Annotated in this window: 22 protein-coding genes; 15 read left to right on the plus strand and 7 right to left on the minus strand. The window is 73.3% G+C overall.

What is annotated here, in order from left to right:
* Positions 1-19: 19 nt before the first annotated feature.
* The 7 genes from AB0K10_RS20675 (at position 20) to AB0K10_RS20705 (ending at position 4,856) form a co-directional block, all read left to right on the plus strand.
* Positions 20-508 (plus strand): rhodanese-like domain-containing protein, encoded by a 489-nt coding sequence (locus AB0K10_RS20675; protein WP_363685692.1) that lies wholly within the window; start codon positions 20-22, stop codon positions 506-508.
* 52 nt (positions 509-560) lie between these two features.
* Positions 561-1,112, plus strand: coding sequence for a winged helix-turn-helix domain-containing protein (locus tag AB0K10_RS20680; protein WP_363685694.1), 552 nt, complete (start codon positions 561-563; stop codon positions 1,110-1,112).
* A gap of 259 nt (positions 1,113-1,371) precedes the next feature.
* Positions 1,372-1,977, plus strand: coding sequence for a winged helix-turn-helix domain-containing protein (locus AB0K10_RS20685; RefSeq protein ID WP_363685696.1), 606 nt, complete (start codon positions 1,372-1,374; stop codon positions 1,975-1,977).
* A 41-nt stretch (positions 1,978-2,018) separates the two neighbouring features.
* The gene (locus AB0K10_RS20690) at positions 2,019-2,663 is read left to right on the plus strand and encodes a uridine kinase (protein WP_363685698.1); all 645 of its coding nucleotides are present in this window, start codon (positions 2,019-2,021) and stop codon (positions 2,661-2,663) included.
* Between the two features lie 155 nt (positions 2,664-2,818).
* Positions 2,819-3,217 (plus strand): TraR/DksA C4-type zinc finger protein, encoded by a 399-nt coding sequence (locus AB0K10_RS20695; RefSeq protein WP_363685700.1) that lies wholly within the window; start codon positions 2,819-2,821, stop codon positions 3,215-3,217.
* 48 nt (positions 3,218-3,265) lie between these two features.
* The gene (locus AB0K10_RS20700; protein ID WP_363685702.1) at positions 3,266-4,138 is read left to right on the plus strand and encodes a DUF72 domain-containing protein; all 873 of its coding nucleotides are present in this window, start codon (positions 3,266-3,268) and stop codon (positions 4,136-4,138) included.
* A 289-nt stretch (positions 4,139-4,427) separates the two neighbouring features.
* Positions 4,428-4,856 carry a DUF2267 domain-containing protein gene (locus tag AB0K10_RS20705; RefSeq protein ID WP_363685704.1) on the plus strand — a complete coding sequence of 143 codons (429 nt, stop codon included), beginning with the start codon at positions 4,428-4,430 and terminating at the stop codon, positions 4,854-4,856.
* Between the two features lie 44 nt (positions 4,857-4,900).
* Here AB0K10_RS20705 and AB0K10_RS20710 read toward each other — a convergent pair whose 3' ends face one another.
* On the minus strand, positions 4,901-5,680 hold the full coding sequence (locus AB0K10_RS20710) for a DUF72 domain-containing protein (RefSeq protein WP_363685706.1): 780 nt from the start codon (positions 5,678-5,680) through the stop codon (positions 4,901-4,903).
* A 157-nt stretch (positions 5,681-5,837) separates the two neighbouring features.
* Here AB0K10_RS20710 and AB0K10_RS20715 point away from each other — a divergent pair, with 157 nt between their 5' ends.
* Positions 5,838-6,143: a hypothetical protein gene (locus AB0K10_RS20715; RefSeq protein ID WP_007459745.1), complete on the plus strand. Its 306-nt coding sequence runs from the start codon at positions 5,838-5,840 to the stop codon at positions 6,141-6,143.
* A gap of 9 nt (positions 6,144-6,152) precedes the next feature.
* Complete coding sequence (locus AB0K10_RS20720) at positions 6,153-7,421, plus strand: cupin domain-containing protein (RefSeq protein ID WP_363685708.1); 1,269 nt, start codon at positions 6,153-6,155, stop codon at positions 7,419-7,421.
* 106 nt (positions 7,422-7,527) lie between these two features.
* Here AB0K10_RS20720 and AB0K10_RS20725 read toward each other — a convergent pair whose 3' ends face one another.
* The 5 genes from AB0K10_RS20725 to AB0K10_RS20745 form a co-directional block, all read right to left on the minus strand.
* Positions 7,528-8,190 (minus strand): hypothetical protein, encoded by a 663-nt coding sequence (locus AB0K10_RS20725; protein WP_363685710.1) that lies wholly within the window; start codon positions 8,188-8,190, stop codon positions 7,528-7,530.
* Positions 8,187-10,862, minus strand: coding sequence for an FtsK/SpoIIIE domain-containing protein (locus AB0K10_RS20730; RefSeq protein ID WP_363685712.1), 2,676 nt, complete (start codon positions 10,860-10,862; stop codon positions 8,187-8,189). The genes AB0K10_RS20725 and AB0K10_RS20730 overlap by 4 nt, the downstream gene beginning before the upstream one ends.
* Positions 10,855-12,006, minus strand: coding sequence for a hypothetical protein (locus AB0K10_RS20735; protein WP_363685714.1), 1,152 nt, complete (start codon positions 12,004-12,006; stop codon positions 10,855-10,857). The genes AB0K10_RS20730 and AB0K10_RS20735 overlap by 8 nt, the downstream gene beginning before the upstream one ends.
* 6 nt (positions 12,007-12,012) lie before the next feature.
* A complete protein-coding gene (locus AB0K10_RS20740; RefSeq protein WP_007076395.1) occupies positions 12,013-12,273 on the minus strand; it encodes a hypothetical protein in 261 nt (86 codons plus the stop codon).
* 153 nt (positions 12,274-12,426) lie between these two features.
* Positions 12,427-12,807 carry a hypothetical protein gene (locus AB0K10_RS20745; RefSeq protein ID WP_234582026.1) on the minus strand — a complete coding sequence of 127 codons (381 nt, stop codon included), beginning with the start codon at positions 12,805-12,807 and terminating at the stop codon, positions 12,427-12,429.
* Positions 12,808-12,948: 141 nt separating this feature from the next.
* Between AB0K10_RS20745 and AB0K10_RS20750 the strand changes: the two genes are divergently transcribed.
* Genes AB0K10_RS20750 through AB0K10_RS20760 form a run of 3 tightly spaced genes read left to right on the plus strand, consistent with a single transcriptional unit; the run spans position 12,949 to position 16,069 of the window.
* Positions 12,949-15,504: an ATP-dependent Clp protease ATP-binding subunit gene (locus AB0K10_RS20750; protein WP_363685716.1), complete on the plus strand. Its 2,556-nt coding sequence runs from the start codon at positions 12,949-12,951 to the stop codon at positions 15,502-15,504.
* Positions 15,501-15,719 carry a hypothetical protein gene (locus tag AB0K10_RS20755; protein ID WP_363685718.1) on the plus strand — a complete coding sequence of 73 codons (219 nt, stop codon included), beginning with the start codon at positions 15,501-15,503 and terminating at the stop codon, positions 15,717-15,719. Before AB0K10_RS20750 ends, AB0K10_RS20755 begins: the two co-directional genes overlap by 4 nt.
* Entirely contained in the window at positions 15,719-16,069 is a 351-nt protein-coding gene (locus AB0K10_RS20760; RefSeq protein ID WP_363685720.1) for a DUF3140 domain-containing protein, read from the plus strand. Before AB0K10_RS20755 ends, AB0K10_RS20760 begins: the two co-directional genes overlap by 1 nt.
* A gap of 55 nt (positions 16,070-16,124) precedes the next feature.
* Here AB0K10_RS20760 and AB0K10_RS20765 read toward each other — a convergent pair whose 3' ends face one another.
* Positions 16,125-16,370, minus strand: a complete 246-nt coding sequence (locus AB0K10_RS20765) for a hypothetical protein (protein WP_266241928.1) — start codon at positions 16,368-16,370, stop codon at positions 16,125-16,127.
* A 609-nt stretch (positions 16,371-16,979) separates the two neighbouring features.
* Between AB0K10_RS20765 and sbnA the strand changes: the two genes are divergently transcribed.
* From sbnA to AB0K10_RS20780, 3 genes are read left to right on the plus strand one after another with little or no spacing between them, the layout of a single operon-like run.
* Positions 16,980-17,909 carry a 2,3-diaminopropionate biosynthesis protein SbnA gene (gene sbnA / locus AB0K10_RS20770; protein ID WP_363685722.1) on the plus strand — a complete coding sequence of 310 codons (930 nt, stop codon included), beginning with the start codon at positions 16,980-16,982 and terminating at the stop codon, positions 17,907-17,909.
* Positions 17,896-18,897, plus strand: coding sequence for a 2,3-diaminopropionate biosynthesis protein SbnB (sbnB, locus tag AB0K10_RS20775; protein ID WP_363685724.1), 1,002 nt, complete (start codon positions 17,896-17,898; stop codon positions 18,895-18,897). The genes sbnA and sbnB overlap by 14 nt, the downstream gene beginning before the upstream one ends.
* Positions 18,894-20,525: an FAD/NAD(P)-binding protein gene (locus AB0K10_RS20780; RefSeq protein WP_363685725.1), complete on the plus strand. Its 1,632-nt coding sequence runs from the start codon at positions 18,894-18,896 to the stop codon at positions 20,523-20,525. The genes sbnB and AB0K10_RS20780 overlap by 4 nt, the downstream gene beginning before the upstream one ends.
* The last annotated feature ends 10 nt before the right edge of the window (positions 20,526-20,535 follow it).

The following is a 20,535-nucleotide window of genomic DNA, read 5'->3' on the forward strand; positions in this document are numbered from 1 at the left end:
TCACCGGAAGGAACCGATAATGCAGCTCACCGCCGAGCACTGTCCGGCGCCCGTGCCACCGCCGGGCTCCCGGGGCATCGACGAGCTCCTGGCCGCCGCGCGAGCCCGCCTCGACCGTCTCGACCCGGAGCGAGCGCACCTGGCGTACCGGGCCGGCGCGTTGCTCGTCGACATCCGGCCGGCCGCGCAGCGCGCCGCGCACGGCGTCGTGCCCGGCTCGCTCACGATCGAGCGCAACGTGCTGGAGTGGCGCTTCGACCCGCGCTGCCCGGCCCGACTGCCCGAGGCGGTCGACTACGACGTGCCGGTGGTGATCCTCTGCCAGGAGGGCTACACCTCGTCGCTGGCCGCCGCCGCGTTGCAGGACATCGGCCTGCACCGCGCCACCGACGTCGACGGCGGTTTCGCCGCCTGGCGCATCGCCGGCCTGCCGGCGCTCGGCCCCACCCCACTGCACCGCGCATCCCCCCTCGCGTCCCCGGTCACCGCCGGCTGGGCGCGCCGCTGATCCGCCACGCCGCACCCGGCGTGGCGGGCGTACCGCCATCTCAGGAGGCACGATGTCCGTCGTCGCGATCCCCACCCGTCCCTATTCGCCGGGTCACCCGGGTCGGGCCGCCGTCCGCCCGCGTACCGGCCCGACCCTGACCATCACCCTCGACCTGGCCCCCGGGCCGATGAACCCCCGGTTGGCCCGGCTGGTGCAGCTGCTCGGCGAACTGGCCGAGGCCGGGGAGGGGCGGCTGGGCCTCGCCGACGACGTAGCGCCGCTGCCGCGTCCGCTGTCGCGCCCCGCCGCCGACCCCGACGGGGCCGACGTGCACATCCTGGCCGGCTCGCGGGTGGTCCGGTGCGGCGACCGGGTGGTCGCGCTGACCCGCATCGAGTACGACCTGCTGCTCTTCCTCGCCGAGCGTCCGCACCGGGTCTTCACCCGCCTCCAGCTGCTGTCGAACGTCTGGGGCTACGAACACGCGGTGGCCCGCACCGTTGACGTGCACGTGCGGCGCCTGCGCGCCAAGCTGGCCGGAGCCGAGGTGGTCACCACCGTCTACGGGGTGGGTTACCGGCTGGGCGACGAGGCCCGGATCAGCGTCGACCACAACCGCTGAGCGGCGGTCCGCGGCGGTCCGGGGGCGATGCGCGACGGCACGGTGAACAGGACGGGGACCCCCGTAACGGGGCATCCCGGCGGCTCTGCTGTAATCATCTGGCTTCGTACGCAGAGCGAGCGTCTGGCTCCGATGTGTTCGTCAATTGTCACATTCATGCAACGCAGCCGCCTCTTGACCCTCGCCCGGGTGCCCGGAAGCATCGATGAAGCGGCGTCCCGGGCCGTGGGGAGATACCCGGACCAGCCCAAGGAGGACCATGTCGGTCAGCCCCGCCTCGTCGCGCGCCGGATGGCATACGTCCCAACCCGCGGTGCCCGGTCGACCTCCCGGCGGTCAACGCCGCCCGACGAACACCGCCGCGCCCATGCTCACCGTGACGCTGTCCATCCCGCTGGCCTGTGAGGAGTCGCTGACCCCGCCGGCCCGGCGGCTGCTCGAAGCCGCCCGCGAGATGCTGGAACGGGGCGAGGCCGTGATCACCAGCTCCGTTCCGGCCGAGCGGCGCGCCGACGGAGTGCCGGCCAACCGGGCAGCCGCCCGAGCCCTCACCCCGACGATCCCCGCCCTGCACATCCTCGCGTCGTCCCGGTCGGTGCTGCGCGACGACGAGCCGCTGCCGCTGACCCGGCTGGAGTTCGACCTCCTGCTGCATCTGGTCGCCCACCCCCGCCGGGTGTTCACCCGGTTGCAACTGCTCAACGCCGTGTGGGGCTACGAGCACGCCGGTGTCCGTACCGTGGACGTGCACGTGCGGCGGCTGCGCGGCAAGGTCGGCGTGGACGTTCCCCTGGTCACCACCGTGTACGGCGTCGGCTACCGACTGGCCGACGACGCCCGCGTCACTGTCGACCGCACCGGCTGACCGACGACGACCGCCCGCGCGGCGCGGGGCAGGATGGTGCGGTGCCCATCCGTCCCATCTCGCCGGACCTGCTCGTCGCCGAACTGACCGCCCGACTCGCCGACGCCTCCCGCGCCGTCGAGCCCGCCCGGCTGCGCGTGGCGGTCGACGGCGCCCCCGCCGCCGGCCCGGACGCGCTAGCCGCCGCGCTTGTCGACCCGCTGCGCGCCCGGGGCCGTCCGGTCCTGCACGTGCGCGCCGACGACTTCCTCCGGCCCGCGTCGCTGCGCTTCGAGCTCGGCCGTACCAACCCGGACGCCTACTACGAGGGCTGGAGCGACGAGGCCGGCCTGCGCCGCGAGGTGCTCGACCCGGCCGGCCCCGGCGGCGACGGGCGGGTGCTGCCGTCACTGTGGGACGCCACCGCCGACCGGGCCAGCCGCGCCCGCTACGTCGACCTGCCACCCGGCGGCGTGGTCCTGGTCAGCGGCGCGCTCCTGCTCGGCGGCGCACTGCCCTTCGACGTGACAGTCCACCTTCAGTTGTCCCCGGCGGCGTTGCGCCGGCGCACCGAAGCGGCCGACGAGTGGACGCTGCCGGCCTTCGACAGGTACGCCGAGGAGGTGGTCCCCGCGAGCTTCGCCGACGTGGTCGTACGGGCCGACGACAGCCGCCACCCCGCCCTCGTGGAGACCGGGGACGGCTGAGAAATCGCCGGTTTGCGTGTCGTTTCCGGCGGGTACTCGCCCGGCTCACAGAGCGCGGGTAATTGCCCGTGTACCGGATGCGACCGTTGACCGGGGCCCACGCCGCCGGCACCCGGTTCACCTTGAGCCACCAGGCCCAGGAAAGGCAGGCAGCGATGCTCGTCCACGACACGGTCGGTACGGGCCGGTCCCAGACGGAGATCGACCAGATCCGGCACTCCCTGCAGGCGCGCTACGACGACCTGACCGCCGAGTACGAGCAGGCCGTGCTGCAGAGCCAGGTGCTGCGTCTGGTGGAGGTCGGTGACACCGCCGGCGACGACCAGGCCGACAGCGGCACCAAGACGGCCGAGCGGGACACCGCGCAGTCCCTGCTGCGCACCATCCTCGACCGGCGCACCCAGTACGAGCACGCCCTGGGCCGCCTCGCCGAGGGCACGTACGGCTGGTGCGAGGGCTGCTCGGCGGCGATCCCGGTGGAGCGGCTGGAGATCTTCCCGGCCGCCACCACGTGCGTGACCTGCAAGCAGACCCGCGAGCGACGGGCGGCCTGAGCGACGGCAGCGGTTGCCGGTCGGTCCACGACACGATGGACTTTCCCCATGGGTGACATTCTGGTGGGCACCGCGTCCTGGACCGACCGCACACTGCTCGACTCGGGCTGGTACCCGCAGACCGCCGACAACCCGGAGAAGCGTCTGGCGTACTACGCCCGCCAGTTCCCGCTGGTCGAGGTGGACGCCACCTACTACTCACCGCCCGCCGAGGCGACCGCTCGGCTGTGGGCCGAGCGCACCCCGGCCGGCTTCACGTTCAACATCAAGGCGTTCAGCCTCCTCACCGGCCATCCCACCCGGGTCAGCGCGCTGTACAAGGACCTGCGGCCCGAGACGGACAAGAAGAACGTCTACCCCGACGACCTGCCCGCGCAGGCGTACGAGGAGGTGTGGACGCGCTTCCTGTCCGCGCTGGACCCGCTCGTCGAGGCGGGCAAGCTCGGTGCGCTGCTGTTCCAGTTCCCCCCGTGGTTCACGATCAAGCGGGCCAACAAGCAGTACCTGCTGGAGGTGGCGAAGCGCTGCGCGCCACTGCGCCCGGCGTTCGAGTTCCGCCACGCCTCCTGGTTCGACGGCGACAACGCCGACGAGACCCTCGCCTTCCTGCGCGAGCACCACCTTCCGTACGTCTGCGTGGACATGCCGCAGGGCCACCGCTCGTCGGTGCCCCCGGTGCTGGCGGCCACCGGGGACCTCGCGGTGATGCGGTTCCACGGCCACAGCGACAAGTGGACCAGCAAGGACATCCACGAGAAGTTCGGCTACCACTACTCGAAGCGGGAGCTGGCCGACTGGGCGCCGAAGCTGCGCGAGCTGGCCGACTCCGCCGGGCAGACCCACGTTTTGATGAACAACTGCTACCGCGACTACGCCCAGACGAACGCGAAGACCCTCGTCGGGCTCCTCGAAGCCGGCTGACCTCACCCGATCCGGGTGGGGTCGGCTCACCCGACCGAGCGGCACGGTGGACATGGTGGGTACGGCCGCGCGGTAGCGGCCGACGCCCGAGACGACACGGAGGTGACGGGGATGACGGCTCGAGTGGTGACAGATCGACGGCGTGGCGCCGTCCTGCACGTGGTAGGCGCGGCCGACAACGCCCGGCGCGCCCCGCAGGGCAGCCCGGTACGGGCCCGTCGTGGCCCGGTGGGACCACCGCGACGCGCTGACGACCGACGGTGGGACACCACGGAACGGGGGTCGACCGATGGCTGACGCGATGATCTCCGCTTTCGAGAGCTCACTGGACAAGACGAACCTGATCCTCAAGGACATCGAGTCCGCCTACGGGTGGCCGAAGGAGCGGCGCAACCAGTCGTACGCGGCGCTGCGCACTGTGCTGCACCTGCTGCGCGACAGGTTGGCGGTCAACGAGAGCGTCGAGTTCGCCCAGCAGTTGCCGGTGCTGGTCCGGGGGATCTACTTCGACGGCTGGAACCCGTCGGACGTGCCGATCAAGCTCAACCGCGACGACTTCCTCTACGAGGTCCGCCAGGGCTTCCCGTACGACGCCGAGGGCGGCGCCGAGCGGGTGACGCAGGTGGTGCTGGACACCCTGCGTCGGCACGTCACCCAGGGTGAGTGGCAGGACGTGAAGGACACCATGCCGAAGGATCTCGCCACGTTCATGCCGTGACCCCGTGACACCGTGAGCCCGTCCGACGACGCCGTCGGGCGGGCTCAGCGCTGCGACGTGTCTGCCTCGGCTGCGGAGGGCACCCGCGTCACCTGGTGACCGGCCTCGCGGGCCAGCGCCGCGAAGGCCACGGCGTCGGTGACGGCCGCGCCGCCGGGGTCGTTGTTGAAATAGACGTACGCCGGCTCGTCCGCGCCGAACGCGTCGGTGAGCCGGCGGACCCACGAGGCGAGCGCGGTACGCCCGTAGTGCGGCCACGGTCGGGCCCGTCCCTCGTGCAGCCGCAGGTAGCCGAAGTCGGTGGTACGCCACCGAGGGGCCACCGGACGACCGAGGCGATCCGCCCAGACCAGCGCCGCCCGTCGCCGTTCCAGGACGGCACGTGTGGCGTCGGTCCACCACGACGGGTGTCGCGGCTCCACCGCCACCCGAACCTCGGCCGGGAACAGCCGCAGCGTCGCGTCGAGCGCGTCGACGTCCGCCCGCAGGTTCGGCGGCAGTTGCAGCAGCACCGGCCCGAGCCGGTCGCCGAGGGCCGTCGCCCGGCCGAGGAACCGCGCCACCGGCTCGGCCGGATCCCGCAGACGCTTGATGTGGGTGAGGTAGCGGCTCATCTTCACCGCCACGCAGAAGTCCCCAGGTGTCCGTTCCCGCCACGCCGCGAAGGTCTCCCGCTCCGGCAGCCGGTAGAAGGCGTTGTTGACCTCGACGGTGGCGAAGCCCTCCGCGAAGTGCTCCAACCAGAGTCGCTGCGGCAGCCCCTGCGGGTAGAAGCGGCCTCGCCAGTCCCGGTACTGCCAACCGGAGGTGCCCACCAGGATCACCCACCCATCCTGACACCAACCGCGACCGGCCGCGAACCGCCCGTGTCGCCCCGGTTCGGCGTCTACGGTGTGGGTTAGAGAAGATCGCGCGTGGGGTACCACCCGCAGCACGACGGACCCCGGCGTACGGCGGGGCGGCACACCCGAGGGAGTACCGATGGCACTCAACGACGATGACATGCAGACCACTGGCGGCGGCGGCCTGGAGGGCCCGGCCGACGGCGGCGCGACCCCGGGTCACCAGGACGGCGGCGCGGACGGTGGCGCGGAGGGTCCGGCCGACGGCGGCGCGACCCCGGGTCACCAGGACGGCGGCGCCGATGGCGGCGCGGAGGGTCCGGCCGACGGCGGCGCGACCCCGGGTCACCAGGACGGCGGCGCGGACGGTGGCGCGGAGGGTCCGGCCGACGGCGGCGCGACCCCCGGGCAGCAGGATGGCGGCGCCGACGGCAGCGCCCGGTAACGGACCGTCATGACGCACCTCGACCCGCCGGGCGGCCACGGCCGCCCGGCGGTTTCGTCCGCGAGCGCCGCGCTGGCCCGCTGTGTCTCGGTCGAGCCGGCCAAGTTCGCCGCCGCGCACTGGGGACACACCCCGCTGCTGTCCCGCGCCGCCGAGCTGCCCGACCCGTCCGGCTTCACCGACCTGTTCAGCCCCGCCGACGCCGACGAGCTGCTCAGCCGGCGGGGTCTGCGTACCCCGTTCCTGCGGATCGCCAAGGACGGCCAGCTCGTGCCGGCGGCGCGCTGGACCGGCGGCGGCGGCGCCGGCGCCGAGATCGGCGACCAGGTGCTCGACGAGCGGGTCCTGGAGCAGTACGCGGCCGGTGCCACCCTCGTGGTGCAGGGCCTGCACCGGATCTGGCCGCCGCTCGTCGACTTCGCCCGCGATCTGGGCCTCGCGCTGAACCAGCCGCTGCAGATCAACGCCTACCTCACGCCGGCCGGAAGTCAGGGCTTCGCCACCCACTACGACACCCACGACGTGTTCGTGCTCCAGGTCGACGGCCGCAAGCACTGGCGGATCCACCCACCCGTGCTGCCCGACCCGCTGGAGAAGCAGACGTGGGGCGGTCGCGCCGACGAGGTCTCCGCCACCGCGCAGGGTCCCGCCGCGCTGGACGTGGTGCTCGCCCCCGGCGATGCCCTCTACCTGCCCCGTGGCTGGCTGCACAGCGCGCAGGCCCAGGACGCCAGCTCGCTGCACCTGACCGTGGGCATCCGCGCGTTGACCCGCTACGCCCTGGTCGAGGAGCTGCTGGCGCTGGCCGCGGAGGACCGGCGTCTGCGGGCCAGCCTGCCGTTCGGCACCGACGTGGCCGACCCCGACGCCATCGAGCCGGAGCTGACCGAGACGGTGGAGGCGCTGCGCGACTGGTTGCTACGCGCCGACCCGGCCGCCGTGGCGGCGCGACTGCGTCAGCGCGCCTGGCCGGCCGCCCGACCGGCGCCGATCCGGCCACTCGCCCAGGCCGGCGCCGTGGCCGCGTTGGACGCCGACTCCCTGCTCACCCTGCGGCCGGGCCTGCGCTGGCAGCTCGTGCCGCACGGGGACGACCAGGTGGCGCTGCGCCTGTTCGACCGCACCATCACCCTGCCGGCGGACTGCGAGCCGGCGGCCCGCGCCCTGCTCAGCGGCACGGTCACCCGCGTCGGTGACCTGCCGGGTCTGCCCGACGACGCCGACCGGGTCACCCTGGCCCGCCGCCTGCTGCGCGAGGCGGTACTCGTCCCGGCCTGAGCCTGCCCGCTGGCGGTGATCGACTCGGTTTCCCTGAAGTCGCGGTGTCTGGAGGGCTCGGACAGCGCGGTCTCCAGGAAACCGAGTCGATCACCCCCCTGGCGGGTCAGCGGCCGAGCACCAGCAGCAGCGCGGTCGCGAGCACCCCCGCGCCGAGGACCACGGTGATCGGGCGCGGGCCGAGGACCGCGTGCCGGCGGTCGGCCAGCACCCGCGCCGGCACGAGGCCGATCAGCGGCCCGAGCAGGGTCACCACAAGCGCCAGCACCGGCAATCCGACCGCGAGGTCGCCGCCGTACCCGACGCCGAGCGCCCGCGCGCCCGCCCCCAGCGCGTACGCCACCACCGCGCCGGCCACCCCGCAGAGCGCCAGCAGCGGGTTCACCGAACCCGGCAGCTCACCCGGCTGCCCCGCCCGGTCGAGCAGGTCCCGGGCACGGCCGAGCAGCGCCACCGGCTCGCCTGCCGCACTGCCGTTCGTCGGCGCGGGCGGAGCGCCGAGACGGCGAACGCCCAGCCGGGCGCGGACCTGCTGCCACAGGTGCGCCACCTCGGCGTCGATCCGTTCCTGCTCCTCGCGGGCCGCGACCAGTTCCTCCTCGGCGCGGCGTACCTGGTCGTCAGCGTCGGCGACGGCCCGCTCGGCCGCCGCGCACTGCCGTTCGTACCACGTGTGCGCCTCGGCGCGCTGCTCGCGAACCCGGGCGGTCAGTTCGGCCAGTCGCCGCAGCTGCGCCGTGTACGTGTCACTGCTCACCGGCTGGTTCATCGCGACGGTCCATAGGGGATGAGCACCTGGCCGGTGCGGTGCACCGCCCGGTCGAAGAAGAGCCCTCGCCACGGTCGGGGATACCAGTCCGGGCCGCCGGTGCCCGGGTAGAGGGAAGCGCCCAGCTCGCCGCCGTGCGCGTCGAGCGCCACCCAGGCGCCGATCTGGTCGGTGCGTGCTGCCGGGCCGCCCAGGTCAGCACGCATCCGCGCCACACCCCGCCACCAGGCCAGCACGTGGGTACGCCGCTCCGGCCCGTCGTGCAGGATCCGCCGCAGCTGCTCCAGGCCGGTGCGCCGACCCGTGCGCGCGGCCAGCGCCCCGGCCGCCGCGTCGACCGCGAACAGCAGCAGGTAGTGCGGGCTCCCGGGGCCGGACAGCCCATCGGCTGTCTCGTTCATCAACTCGCCGACGGTCTCCTCGTCGTACCAGGCGGCGTCGTCGGCCAGGTCGTCGTAGAGCGCGCGGGCGATCGGATCGGCGTCCGGGTCGAGACAGGCGATGGAGAATCGGGCGGTGCCCGGCGGGTGCTGGCGAGCCAGCGACCGGGCGGCCGAGTCGAGCACCGCGCACGCCTCGTCGACCCGGGTGCCCAGCACCGCCAGGTTGCGCCCGGGCGCGCGGGGCAGGCGCAGCGCCGCCGAGCGGGACTGCACGTCGATGATCTCGCCGAGCAGGGCCACCGGGTTGCGCGGCGCGCGGCCGTCCGCCGGCGCGGCGAGCGCCCGGAAGTCCGGGGCCTCGTCGAGTCGGGGGATCGCGTCGCCGTCGAAGAGCCGCGCCGGCGCGGCGTCCGGCGGGCGCATCCGCCAGAGCCGGTGTTGCAGGCCGCTCCACGTCTCCCAGTCGCTGGCCGACGGGATCCGGGCGACCTCGTTGCCCTCCACCATTCCCGACTCGGCGTTGACCACCGCGTGCCAGCGGGGCAGCGACTGCGCCGCGTCGTTACGTTCGGCCAGGATCCGCAATGCCTTGGGCAGCGCGATCCGCAACGTGAACTGGGCGACCAACGCCGGACGGCCCCACAGCGCCTCGATGCCCCGCACGTCCTGCGAGGCGAGTACCAGATGGATGCCCTGCGACCGGCCGCGGCGGGCCAGGTCCTCCAGCAGGTCGGCGGCCTCCCGGGCGACCACGTCCCGGCCGGCCAGCAGCATCTGGAACTCGTCGACAACGGCGACGATCCGAGGCCAGTGCCCGGTCGGGTCGACCGCGCGCAGCTCGGCCAGCTTGGTCACCTCGTGCTTCTTGGCGGCGTCGGCGCGGCGACGCAGCTCCTCGGTGAGGAACCGCAGCAGCGCCAGCCCGAACTCCCGGTCGGTGTTCACGTTGATGCCGACCAGGCGCATGTGCGGTAGCCAGCTCGGATCGCGCCGGCCCTGCGCGAACCGGGCGAACGACACGCCCTCCTTGAAGTCCAGCAGATAGAACTCCAGCTCGGCGGGGGAGTAGCGGGCGGCCAGGGCACCGATCCACGCGAAGATCAGGTTGGTCTTGCCGGTGCCGGACGGGCCGCCGATCAGCGCGTGCGGTGGATAGTCGCCAAGGGTCAGGCGCACCGGTCGGCCCTGCGGCCCCTCACCGATTGGGGCGGTCAGGCCGCTGGCCGAGTCCTCCCGCCACATCTGCTCCGGCGGAGGCAGCAGGTCGGCGAACGGGGTCGGCGGCGGGCCGGCGTTGACCTGGGCCGCGATCTCCCGGCAGGTCTCGGTGACAAGCGTCGCCGGTGGCGGCGGATCCAACCGGACCGACAGGCCGGACGGGCCGCCGATCCACGCGCCGGACGACTCGGTCACCACCCGCGTCACCGTCGGGTCTTCCGGCAGGGGGATGCCCCGGACCACCAGGTGCACCCCGCAGGCGACGCCGGCGCGGACCACCCGTTCGAGCTGACCGCGCTCGTGCCGGTTCAGCTCGTCGCCGCCGAGCAGCACCGCCACCCGCCAGGGCTCGGGCCGGCGGCCGGTCGCCGATGCCAGCTCCCGCAGCGAGCCGTGCTCGCCGGCCAGCACCGTCTCGTTGATGCGGCGGATCTGCTCGACCAGGTCGTCCAGCAGCGGGCCCAACCCGCCGGGGCCGACGAAGGTGAGCAGCCCCGCGGTGCCCAGGGGCGCGAACCCGGCCAGGCCGCCGCCGAGGTGCTCCGGGTCGTACCCGACCAGTCGTACCCCGCCCGGGTCGGCGCGGCCCACGGCCCGCAACAGCAGCGCGGACACCACCGCGTCGCAGCCGGCGCGGTCGTCCCCGGACAGGTGCACGTGCCCGGCGTCGAGCAGCGGCACCAGCGCGGGCACCGGGTCGACGTCGTCGATCCGGACCGTGCCGACCCGCAGCGCGCCGGGCGGCTCGGCCCGTCGGGTGGGCGTCGGCGTCCAACCCGGCCAGTCGGCGCCGGCGCAGCCGGGCGCCTCCCGGCGGGCGGCGTCGGCGGCGTGGCGGGCCAGCTCGGCGATGCGGGTGGCGTGCCGGGCGTCGATCTCGGCGAGGCGACGGTCTCGTTGGGCGCCGACCCGCTGCGGTACGGCGGCGGCCGCCCGCCGGACCCGGGTCAACCGTTCGCGGCCCGCGGTCAGCTCGGCCTGGGCCGCCGACAATCGGGTACGCGTGGCGCCCAGCGCCTCGGAGAGGGTGTCCCGGATCCGGGTGGCCAACTGGCCGCGCCGGTCAGCCATCGGAACCCCGACGGGCCGGCGCGTCCCGCCACGGGCTGCCCGTCCGCGACGGCAGCCCGGTGCTCCGCTGCGGCACCGCGCCGCCGGACGCCTGCCCGGTACGACCGCCCGCCCCGCCCGGACGCGCCTTCACACCGCCGGACGTCTCGGCGGCCGCCTTCCCGGAGCGCGGCTCAGCGGGCCGTGGACTCGTGCCGCCGGAGCGCTGCTCGGCGGGCCGTGGACTCGCGCCGCCGGAGCGCTGCTCAGCGGGCCGTGGACTCGCGCCGCCGGCGTCTCGGCCCCCGGTGGCCGGCGGCGTGGCGGTGGCGACGGGCAGGTCCCGGCCGAGGCGGGCGAGCAGCAGCCCGGTCGCCACGCCGGCGGTCACCGCGGAGTCGGCGGCGTGTGGCGGCTCCCCCGACGCGCGTGGTGGCGGCATCCGGCACACTCGGGTCAGCAGCGTCTCCAGCACCGGCGGGGGCAACCCGGGCAGCAGGTCCCGCACACGCCCGTTCAGCTCGCCGCGCAGCCGGCCGAGGTCGGCGGCGCGGGGCGGATGCCCCAGCAGCTCACCTGCCAGCTCCCGCAGCAGCGGCGGCGCGAGCGCGGCCATCCCGAGGCCCACGTCGGCCGACGCCCGGCGCAGCTCGGTGCGCAGCCGGTCCCGGTCGCCGGCGCGTACCCCGCCGACGACCCGGCGCAGCAGCTCCTGCGAGTCGCGCAGCCGCTCGTCGGGCTCGTCGGCACCGCCGTCGCGCCCGCCTGTCAACTCGGCCACCCGCACCGACCACCAGCGGCGCATCCGCACCTGCTCCGCCTGCTCCGGCACCACAGTGGTCGGTCCGTTCGGTGGGGCCTCGTCGTGGCGCGGGTCGCGCTGCTGCGGGCGGGGCGCCGGGGCGCCGTCGCCGGCCAGCCCGATCGCGGCCAGGTACGCCGACAACTGCTCCTGTGCCACCCGTAGCGCGTAGTTGGCGCTCTCGGCGTGCTCGGTCGCGGCGGACAGCTCGGGCACCCCCATCGGGTTGGCCGACTCCTGCCGTACCCAGCGCAGCCGCTCGGCGGCCAGGCCGAACTTCTCCAGGGCCTGGCCGAGCAGGCCCACCGGGAACTCCTCGCTGGCCGCGCGGACCTGGCCGCCGATGTCCTCGATGATGGACACGACGGCCTACAGGGTGGAGACGTAGAGCTGCGCCTGCTCGACCGCGACAAGTGTCGCGGCGAGACACTCCTCCAGCTCCTGGCTGGCCTGGGTCAGCGACGCCTGGGCCGCCTCGACCGTCTCGTGGCCGCTGCCCTCCAGCGCCCCGGCCAGGGTCTGCTGCGCCTCGGCCAACTTCTCACCGGCCGCCTGGACGGCTGTCTGCCCGTCGCCGATCTGTTGGAGGGCGACATCGATGGCAGCCTTCAGCTCGGCGACGCTCGCCACGGCGGAACCTCCTGGGGGCGGGGAGATCTCCATTAGAGCCTACTGACGTCCGTGGGAGAACATCCGGCCTGTCAGTGTTCCTGGCCGGCTGACCGTTAACCCCCCGGAAGTGCCGGGAGTCCGTTCTGTGGGAACTCCCGGCATGAGAATCTCTCAATTGTCGCGGAGCCAACGCGGGCCGTACACCTCGGCGCCCAGGGCGGTGACCCGCTCGCGCAGCTCCCGGTCGGCGGTGACCACCAGTCGACGGCGCTGCGGCGCCGCCTGCACCAGCTCGACAACTGTGTCGTCGCCCGAGCCGGGTGCGGAGACCACGCGGACGTCGTCCGTGCCGGGCACGTCTCGCGCGGCGCCCTCGACCACGAGCACCACCTCGACCGGGGCGGTCAGACGCGCGGGCAGACCGGTGGCGGCCACCGGGGCGAGGGAGTCCCTCAGCCGGGCGGCGGCCCCGGCCCGGTCCCGCCACCACCCGTTCGGGCGGGAGCCCACCACGTTGGCGCCGTCCACGATCAGCAGCGGGTTCTCAGTCATGTCGCCAGCCTGCCACCCGGGGCCGGCGTCGGCCGGACGCCACTCCACACCGCGAGGTGCGCCGTCGCGTGCGGCGTTTGTCGGGCCGAGCGCCGGGTAGCCCCTGGCGACCGTGCCGCTGCCCGACTGCGGAGGACAGACATGATGGGACCCGGTGACATCGGCTCCGACCCGTGGGACGAATTCCTGGCCCGGTACTTCGGCCGGGGTGAGGGAGGACGCCGACCGCCGCACCGGGTCGACATCACCCGACTGATGACCGCCGACGCGCGGGAGATGCTGGCCGACGCGGCCCGCCGGGCCGCGCAGCGGCAGAGCAACGACCTGGACACCGACCACCTGCTCTGGGCCGCCCTGCAACGCGAACCCCTGCGCGACCTGGTACGCCGGGCCGGCGCCGACCCGGACACGCTGCTCAACGCGCTGGGCGGCAAGGGCGACGGCGCACCCCGCGGGGAGGTCCCGCCCAACCTGTCGCTGACCCCGGCCGCCAAGCGGGCGCTGCTCGACGCCCACCAGCTGTCCCGGGCGATGGGGGCCAACTACATCGGCCCCGAGCACATCCTGATGGCCCTGCCGCTCAACCCCGAGTCGCCGGCCGGGCGGATGCTGGCCGCCGGCCGGATCCAGCCCGAGTCGTTGCAGGCCGCCAACGCCGAGCGCGGCCCGATGACCGGGCCGAAGCCGGACCGCGGCACTCCCACCCTGGACCAGTACGGGCAGGACCTCACCGACCTGGCCCGCGCCGACCAGATCGACCCGGTGATCGGGCGGGCCGACGAGATCGAACAGGCCGTGGAGATCCTGTCCCGGCGGACGAAGAACAACCCGGTGCTCATCGGCGAGGCAGGTGTCGGCAAGACCGCGATCGTCGAGGGCCTGGCCGAGCGGATCTGCGATGGCGACGTGCCGCAGACCCTGCTCGGCAAGCGCGTGGTGCAGCTCGACCTGGCGGGCCTGGTGGCGGGCACCCGCTACCGGGGCGACTTCGAGGAGCGCCTCAAGAAGGTGATCGACGAGATCCGGGCGCACCGCGACGAGCTGATCATCTTCCTGGACGAGATCCACACCCTGGTGGGCGCGGGCGGCGCCGGCAGCGAGGGCGGAATGGACGCGTCCAACATGCTCAAGCCGGCCCTCGCGCGGGGCGAGCTGCGGGTGATCGGCGCGACCACGCTCGACGAGTACCGCAAGAGCATCGAGAAGGACGCCGCGCTGGCCCGGCGGTTCCAGCCGGTGCTGGTGCCCGAGCCCAGCGTCGATGACACGATCGCCATCCTGCGCGGCCTGCGCGACAGGTATGAGGCCCACCACCAGGTGCGCTTCGCCGACGAGGCCCTGGTCGCCGCCGCCGAGCTGTCCGACCGGTACGTCACCGACCGGTTCCTGCCGGACAAGGCCATCGACCTGATCGACCAGGCCGGCGCCCGGGTCCGGCTGCGTACCCGCACCCCGGCGTCCGACGTGCGGGAGCTGGAACAGGAGCTCGACGACGTACGCCGGGACAAGGAGCAGGCCGTCACCGACGAGCAGTACGAGCGCGCGTCGGCGCTGCGGGACCGGATCTCCGAGCTGGAGGAGGAGATGCGCCGGGCGAACGGCGCCGACGGCTCGTCCTCGCAGGTGCCCGAGGTGCGCCCGCAGGAGATCGCCGAGGTGGTCTCCCGGGCCACCGGCATTCCGGTCAGCCAGCTCACCGAGGAGGAACGCGACCGGCTGCTGCGCCTGGAGGGTCACCTGCACGAGAAGGTGGTAGGCCAGGACGACGCGGTCACCGCGGTGGCCGAGGCGGTGCGCCGCTCCCGCGCCGGGCTGGCCGACCCGGAACGCCCGATGGGCAGCTTCCTGTTCCTCGGGCCCACAGGCGTCGGCAAGACCGAGCTGGCCCGCGCCCTGGCCGAGGCGTTGTTCGGCGAGGCGGACCGGATGGTCCGGGTGGACATGAGCGAGTTCCAGGAGCGGCACACGGTCAGCCGGCTGGTCGGCGCCCCACCCGGGTACGTCGGCTACGAGGAGGCCGGTCAGCTCACCGAGGCGGTGCGCCGCCGCCCGTACGCGGTGGTGCTGCTCGACGAGATCGAGAAGGCGCACCCGGACGTGTTCAACATCCTGCTCCAGGTGCTCGACGACGGGCGGCTCACCGACAGTCAGGGCCGCACGGTGAACTTCAAGAACACCGTGCTGATCATGACGAGCAACCTCGGCTCCGAGCTGATCACCGGTGCCCAGCGGGCCGTCGGCTTCGGCACCGGGGACGTGGGCAGTGAGCAGGAGAACGACGAACTGCGCGAACGCCTGATGCGCCGTCTGCAGGAGAACTTCCGCCCCGAGTTCCTCAACCGCATCGACGAGGTCATCATCTTCCGGCGGCTGGAGGCCGAGCAGTTGCGCGACATCACCGCGCTGCTGCTGGAGGAGACCCGCCGTCGGCTGCACGCCCAGGACATCCAGGTGGAGTTCACCACCGCCGGCATCGACTGGCTCGCCGAGCACGGCTACCAGCCGGAGTTCGGCGCCCGCCCGCTGCGCCGGGTCATCCAGCGGGAGGTGGACAACCACCTGTCGCGGATGCTGCTGGAGTCGGCGATCTCGCCCGGGCAGAAGGTCACCGTGGACGCCCGCGACGGGCAGCTCAGCTTCGACGTGACCGCGGGCGAGCGGGGGTACACCGCCGCCACGACAACGCACCCGCGATGACTCCGCCCGCGCGACGAGACGACCACGAGGACCCGCACGAGCACGCGGAGTCCGGGAAACACCGGGACGAGGACGACGACGACCATCCCGACCCGATCCTGGCGCCCCCGACCGCGAACCCGCGCCGCACGCGGGTGCCCGCCGAGGGCCTGCATCCGAAGACCGACCAGGACGACCCGGAGACGTCGGGTCACCACCGTCGAGAGGAGACCTGATGGTACGCGACACGCGGCTCGACCCCGAGGTGGAAGTGCTCTGGGAGGACTTCCACGCCGAGGTCAACGTCCCGTCGGAGCAGCTGCGCACCTGGCTGCTGACCCGGGGCTCGGGCGAGGAGTCGTTCAGCCCGAACCCGGACCTCGACCTGCCTCAGCCGGGTCGCGAGATCCTCAAGGTGCTCAACAAGCGCAAGGTCGACCTGACCCCTGAGGACATCGAGGTGATGCGGGAGGCGGTCGAGCGTATCCGCGAGCTGATGGACGCCAAGCCTCGGCGCGGCAACGCCGACGACACGTGGCGGCACTCGCTGCTCGACCTCGGGCACGACCCTCTCGTCGAACGCTGAGTGACGCCGTACGCGACGGTGCCGTCCCGGTTCGGGGCGGCACCGTCGCCTGTCGCTACTGGCCCTGGTCGGGCTCCAGGCTGCCGATGGTCAGCCCCGCCGCGTCGGCGGCGGCGTCGCGCTCGCCCCGGGTCTGGTCCTCCCGGGTGAGCAGGTTGGCGTACTCGGTGACGTCGGCCGGGTCGGGCACCTCGGGCAGCCGGCGCAGGAACGCCTCGACCTGGCGGGTGGCGGCGGTGTGCGCGGCGGCGGCCTGGCGGAGCAGTTCCCGGTCGTCGGCGGGCGGGTAGAGATCGGTCATGTCCGCCAGATACCCGGGCAATGGCGCTTCGCACCGCCGCCGGCCGAGCATTACCGGCGGGTGTTCGCGGCCGACGACGGTCGGCCGCCACGCCGGTTGGCTGCCGGCCCGCCGGGAAGCGCCCCCGGACGGCACCGCACGCGCTGCCCGAATGGGAAGAAGTAAATTGCTCTCATTGGTGGGAAATTGTTCTGAGTTCGTCGGGGACCCCACCCGGCGGCCATATATTTGTTCCCGTTGACAACTAAGGCCGAATGTTTCGGGTCGATTTCCGGATCCTGTCCATAGTCTGGGATCGACCGCAATATCGGCCGGGTCCACCGCTCCTCCGGCACCCCTCCTTTCCTGCTCGCTGAGCAGGGACAACGGCGTTCCGCGAGCCGAGAGCACGGCATCGCCAGAAAGCCATCCGGCTTTATCGCTACAAACCGGATATCACTCGGCGTGATGTTGCTTACAAGCCTCCCGCCTTGTCCCGGCCGCCGAACCCCTCGCATCCTTGCGGATAAGGAGGCGGACGACGCTTCCGAAAAGCGCTCGGGGGACGCGTTGATAGCCGAAACCGTTTTCGACCTACTGCCCGGACCACAATTCCTACATCTGCCCGGTATGGGCGCGCTACGCCACCTCTATCTGAAAATCGAGGGGCTCAATCCGGCCGGCAGCATCAAATTCACGGCAGCCCGCGGCATGATCGAAGCCGCCGAGCGGGACGGCCTGCTGCACGCGGATCCGGCCCGTCCGCCAAGCCGCCTGATCGAGTCCACGTCGGGGAACCTCGGAGTCGCGCTGGCAGGCCTCTGCGCCGCCAGGGGTTACGCGCTGACCTGCGTCGTCGATCCCAACACCAACCGGGCCGCGATCGCCACGATGCGATCGCTGGGCGCCGAGGTCGAGATGGTCACCGAGCGGGACGCCAACGGTGGGTTCCTCGGCTCGCGGATCGCCCACCTGCGCGCCCGACTCGCGGCCGACCCCGGTCTGGTCTGGCTCAACCAGTACGCGAACCCGGCCAACCCGGCCGCCCACGCCGACCGGACCGCGCCAGAGATCCTCGGGGCCTTCCACCGGGTCGACTACCTCTTCATCGGCACCGGCACCGGCGGCACCCTGATGGGCTGTGTCCAGGCGTTCCACCGACACAGCCCGCACACCCGGATCGTCGCCGTGGACGCGCTGGGCTCGGTCACCTTCGGCGCCGCACCCGCCACCCGGCACGTTCCCGGCCTGGGCACCAGCCGCCGCCCCGAAATCCTTGACGTGTGCGCGCCGGACGACGTCATCCACGTCGCCGAGGCCGACACCGTGACCGAGTGCCGCCGGCTGGCCCGCTCCACCGGGCTGCTGGCGGGCGGATCGACAGGCACCGTGCTCGCCGCCGTGCGACGTCTCTCCACAGTCATTCCCGCTCGCGCCACAGTCGTCGCCATCTCACCCGACCTCGGGGAGCGGTATCTCGAGTCGATCTACGACGACGAGTGGATCGCCAACCGGGGCCTCGCCGGCCCTACGGAGGAAAACACCGATGTTCTCGTTTGACGTAGTGCCCGGAAAGATCGTCAAAGGCATCCTGGAGTCGTCCGCGCCCGCCATCGTCGAGCTGGTCGAGGACGCCTACCTGCGCCACGACGACGGCCGCACGGTCAATCCGGACAGCTACTTCCTGCGCTTCCCCGACCGTCCGGACTCGCGGATCATCGCGCTGCCCGCCGCCGCCAAGCTGGCGGACGCCGAGATCGCGGGGATCAAATGGATCGCCAGCTTCCCGGGCAACGTCTCCGCGGGGCTGCCCCGTGCCTCCGCCGTGCTGGTCCTCAACGACCTGGACACCGGATATCCGATCGCCCTGCTCGAGGCCGCCGGAATCAGCGCGGCGCGGACCGCGGCCTCGGCGGCCGTCGCCGCCCGCGCGATCGCCCGGCACCTGCCGCCGTCCGGCGCCATCGGCATCGTCGGGGCCGGCGTCATCGCCCGTACGATCCTGCGCTTCCTGCACCTGACCGGCTACCCGAGCGCCGACGTGGTGGTGCACGACCTGGACGACGAGTCGGCCGGCCGGCTGGCCGACTTCGCCGTCGTCGACCTGGGTGTCCGCGCCCGCCGCGGTGACCTGGACGCGGTGCTGGACTGCCAGACCGTGGTGACCGCGACGACCGCGCTGCGACCGTACATCGACCGACCGTTGCGCGACGGCCAGCTGGTCCTCAACGTCTCGCTGCGGGACTTCACGCCCGAGGTCGTCCTGGGCGCGACGAACGTTCTCGACGACGTCGAGCACTGCATGAAGGCGAACACCTCTCCCCACCTGGCCGAGCAGCTGACCGGCAACCGGGACTTCGTGCACGGCACGATCGCGCAGTTCGTCCGGGGCGAACGGGTCCCCGAGGCGGGCCGCGGCGTGCTGGTGTCGCCGTTCGGGCTGGGCGTGCTCGACCTCGCGGTCGGGGCGTACGTGCTGGACTCGGCGCGACGCGACGGCACCGCGATCGCCATCCCCGAGTTCTTCGGCGAGACGAGCCGCTGGTGACGGCGCTGCGCATCGCGGTGGTCGGGTGTGGACCACGCGGCCTCTCGGCCGTCGAGCGCGTGTCCGCGTACGCCCGCTCCGCTCCCGACCGGCCCGTCGAACTGATCGTGGTCGAGCCGGGCGTGCCCGGCGTCGGGATCCACCACACCGACCAACCGGACTATCTGCTGCTCAACACCGTCGCCGGTCAGCTGACCATCTTCTCCGACGAGGCGATGGTGCCGGACGCTCCGGTCACCGCCGGGCCGGACCTGTTCCGCTGGTGCCGCGAGCGGGGCGTCACGGTGCCGACCCCCACCGGGCCGCGCGGGATACGGTTCGACGACTTTCTGCCCCGGCGGCTGCTCGGCGAATACCTCACCTGGGCGGCCGGCGAGCTCCTCGCCACCCTGCCGGCCAACGTCCGGTTGGATCTGCGCAGGCAGGTCGCCACGGCCGTCGAGCCGGCCGGCGCCGGTGCCCGGGTCACGCTCGACGACCGTACCGAACTCGTGGTTGATCTGGTCATCGTCACCACCGGCCACGGTGTCGCGGCGGAGCCCGGGGCGACGGCGGATCCGGCGTGGATCGGCGAGCCCTATCCGCTTCCGTCCTCGCTCGACGGCGTGGGGCCGGCGATGACAGTCGGCGTGCTCGGCGCGGGGCTGACCGGAATGGACGTCGTCGCGGCGCTCACCGTGGGCCGGGGCGGGCGGCACGAGAAGGGCCGCTACGTGCCCTCCGGTCGGGAGCCGCGGATCGTGCTTGTCAACCGCACCGGCTGGTTGCCCGCGGCGCGGCCCCGGCTGCCCCGCTCGCGCGTCCCGTCGGTCGCCCGGCACCTGACCCGGGACGCGGTGGCGGAGTTGCGCGCCCGGGCCGAGGACGGTCGGATCGACCTGTGGCGCGACATCGAGCCGCTGATGCTGGCCGATGTGGAGCACGGCCTGGACGCGGCCGGTCGGCGCACCGTGCGACGGCTGCTCGGGCCCGCCGGCACCTGGGACGACCACGCCGAGTGGCGTGGTCAGGTTCTCGAGCAGGCCCGGTACGACCTGGGCGAGGCCGAGCGCGGCCTGGGCGAGAGCCCGCTCAAGGACCGCCTCGAGCTGCTGCGCGATCACCGCGAGACGCTGCGCCGGGTGGTCGACGAGCCCGGTCTGACCGACAGTGGTCACCGCGACTTCTTCCGGGTGTTCACCGCGATGGTCAACCGGGCGGTGATCGGCCCGCAGCGCGAGCGGATCGCCGAGGTGCTCGCGCTCGCCGAGGCGGGTGTGCTCGACCTCGGTCCGGGACCGGCGCCCGGGCAGGTCCGCACCGCGACCGGTTGGGAGCTGCGCTCGACCGCGCTCAAGCAGCCGATGGTGACCGAGGTGGACGTGCTCGTCTCGGCGAATCTCGGACAGCCGGCGGCCGGACCGCTGCTCGGCTGGGCACGGCCGGGACGCGGCGCCGGTGAGCTGGACCTGACCCGGGACGGCTACGTGCGTACCCCCGCCGGGTCGGTGACCGCCGTCGCGGTGTTCGGGCCGCCGGCGGAGGGAGCCAGCTACTACAACCACTACGTACCGTCGCCCGGGGTCTGGTCCCGGGCGCTGACCGATCTGGATCGCATCCTGGCGAACCGGATGGCACCCATTCGATGAGGAGCAACAA

It is taken from the genome of Micromonospora sp. NPDC049274 (assembly GCF_040678875.1).
Lineage (GTDB): Bacteria > Actinomycetota > Actinomycetes > Mycobacteriales > Micromonosporaceae > Micromonospora.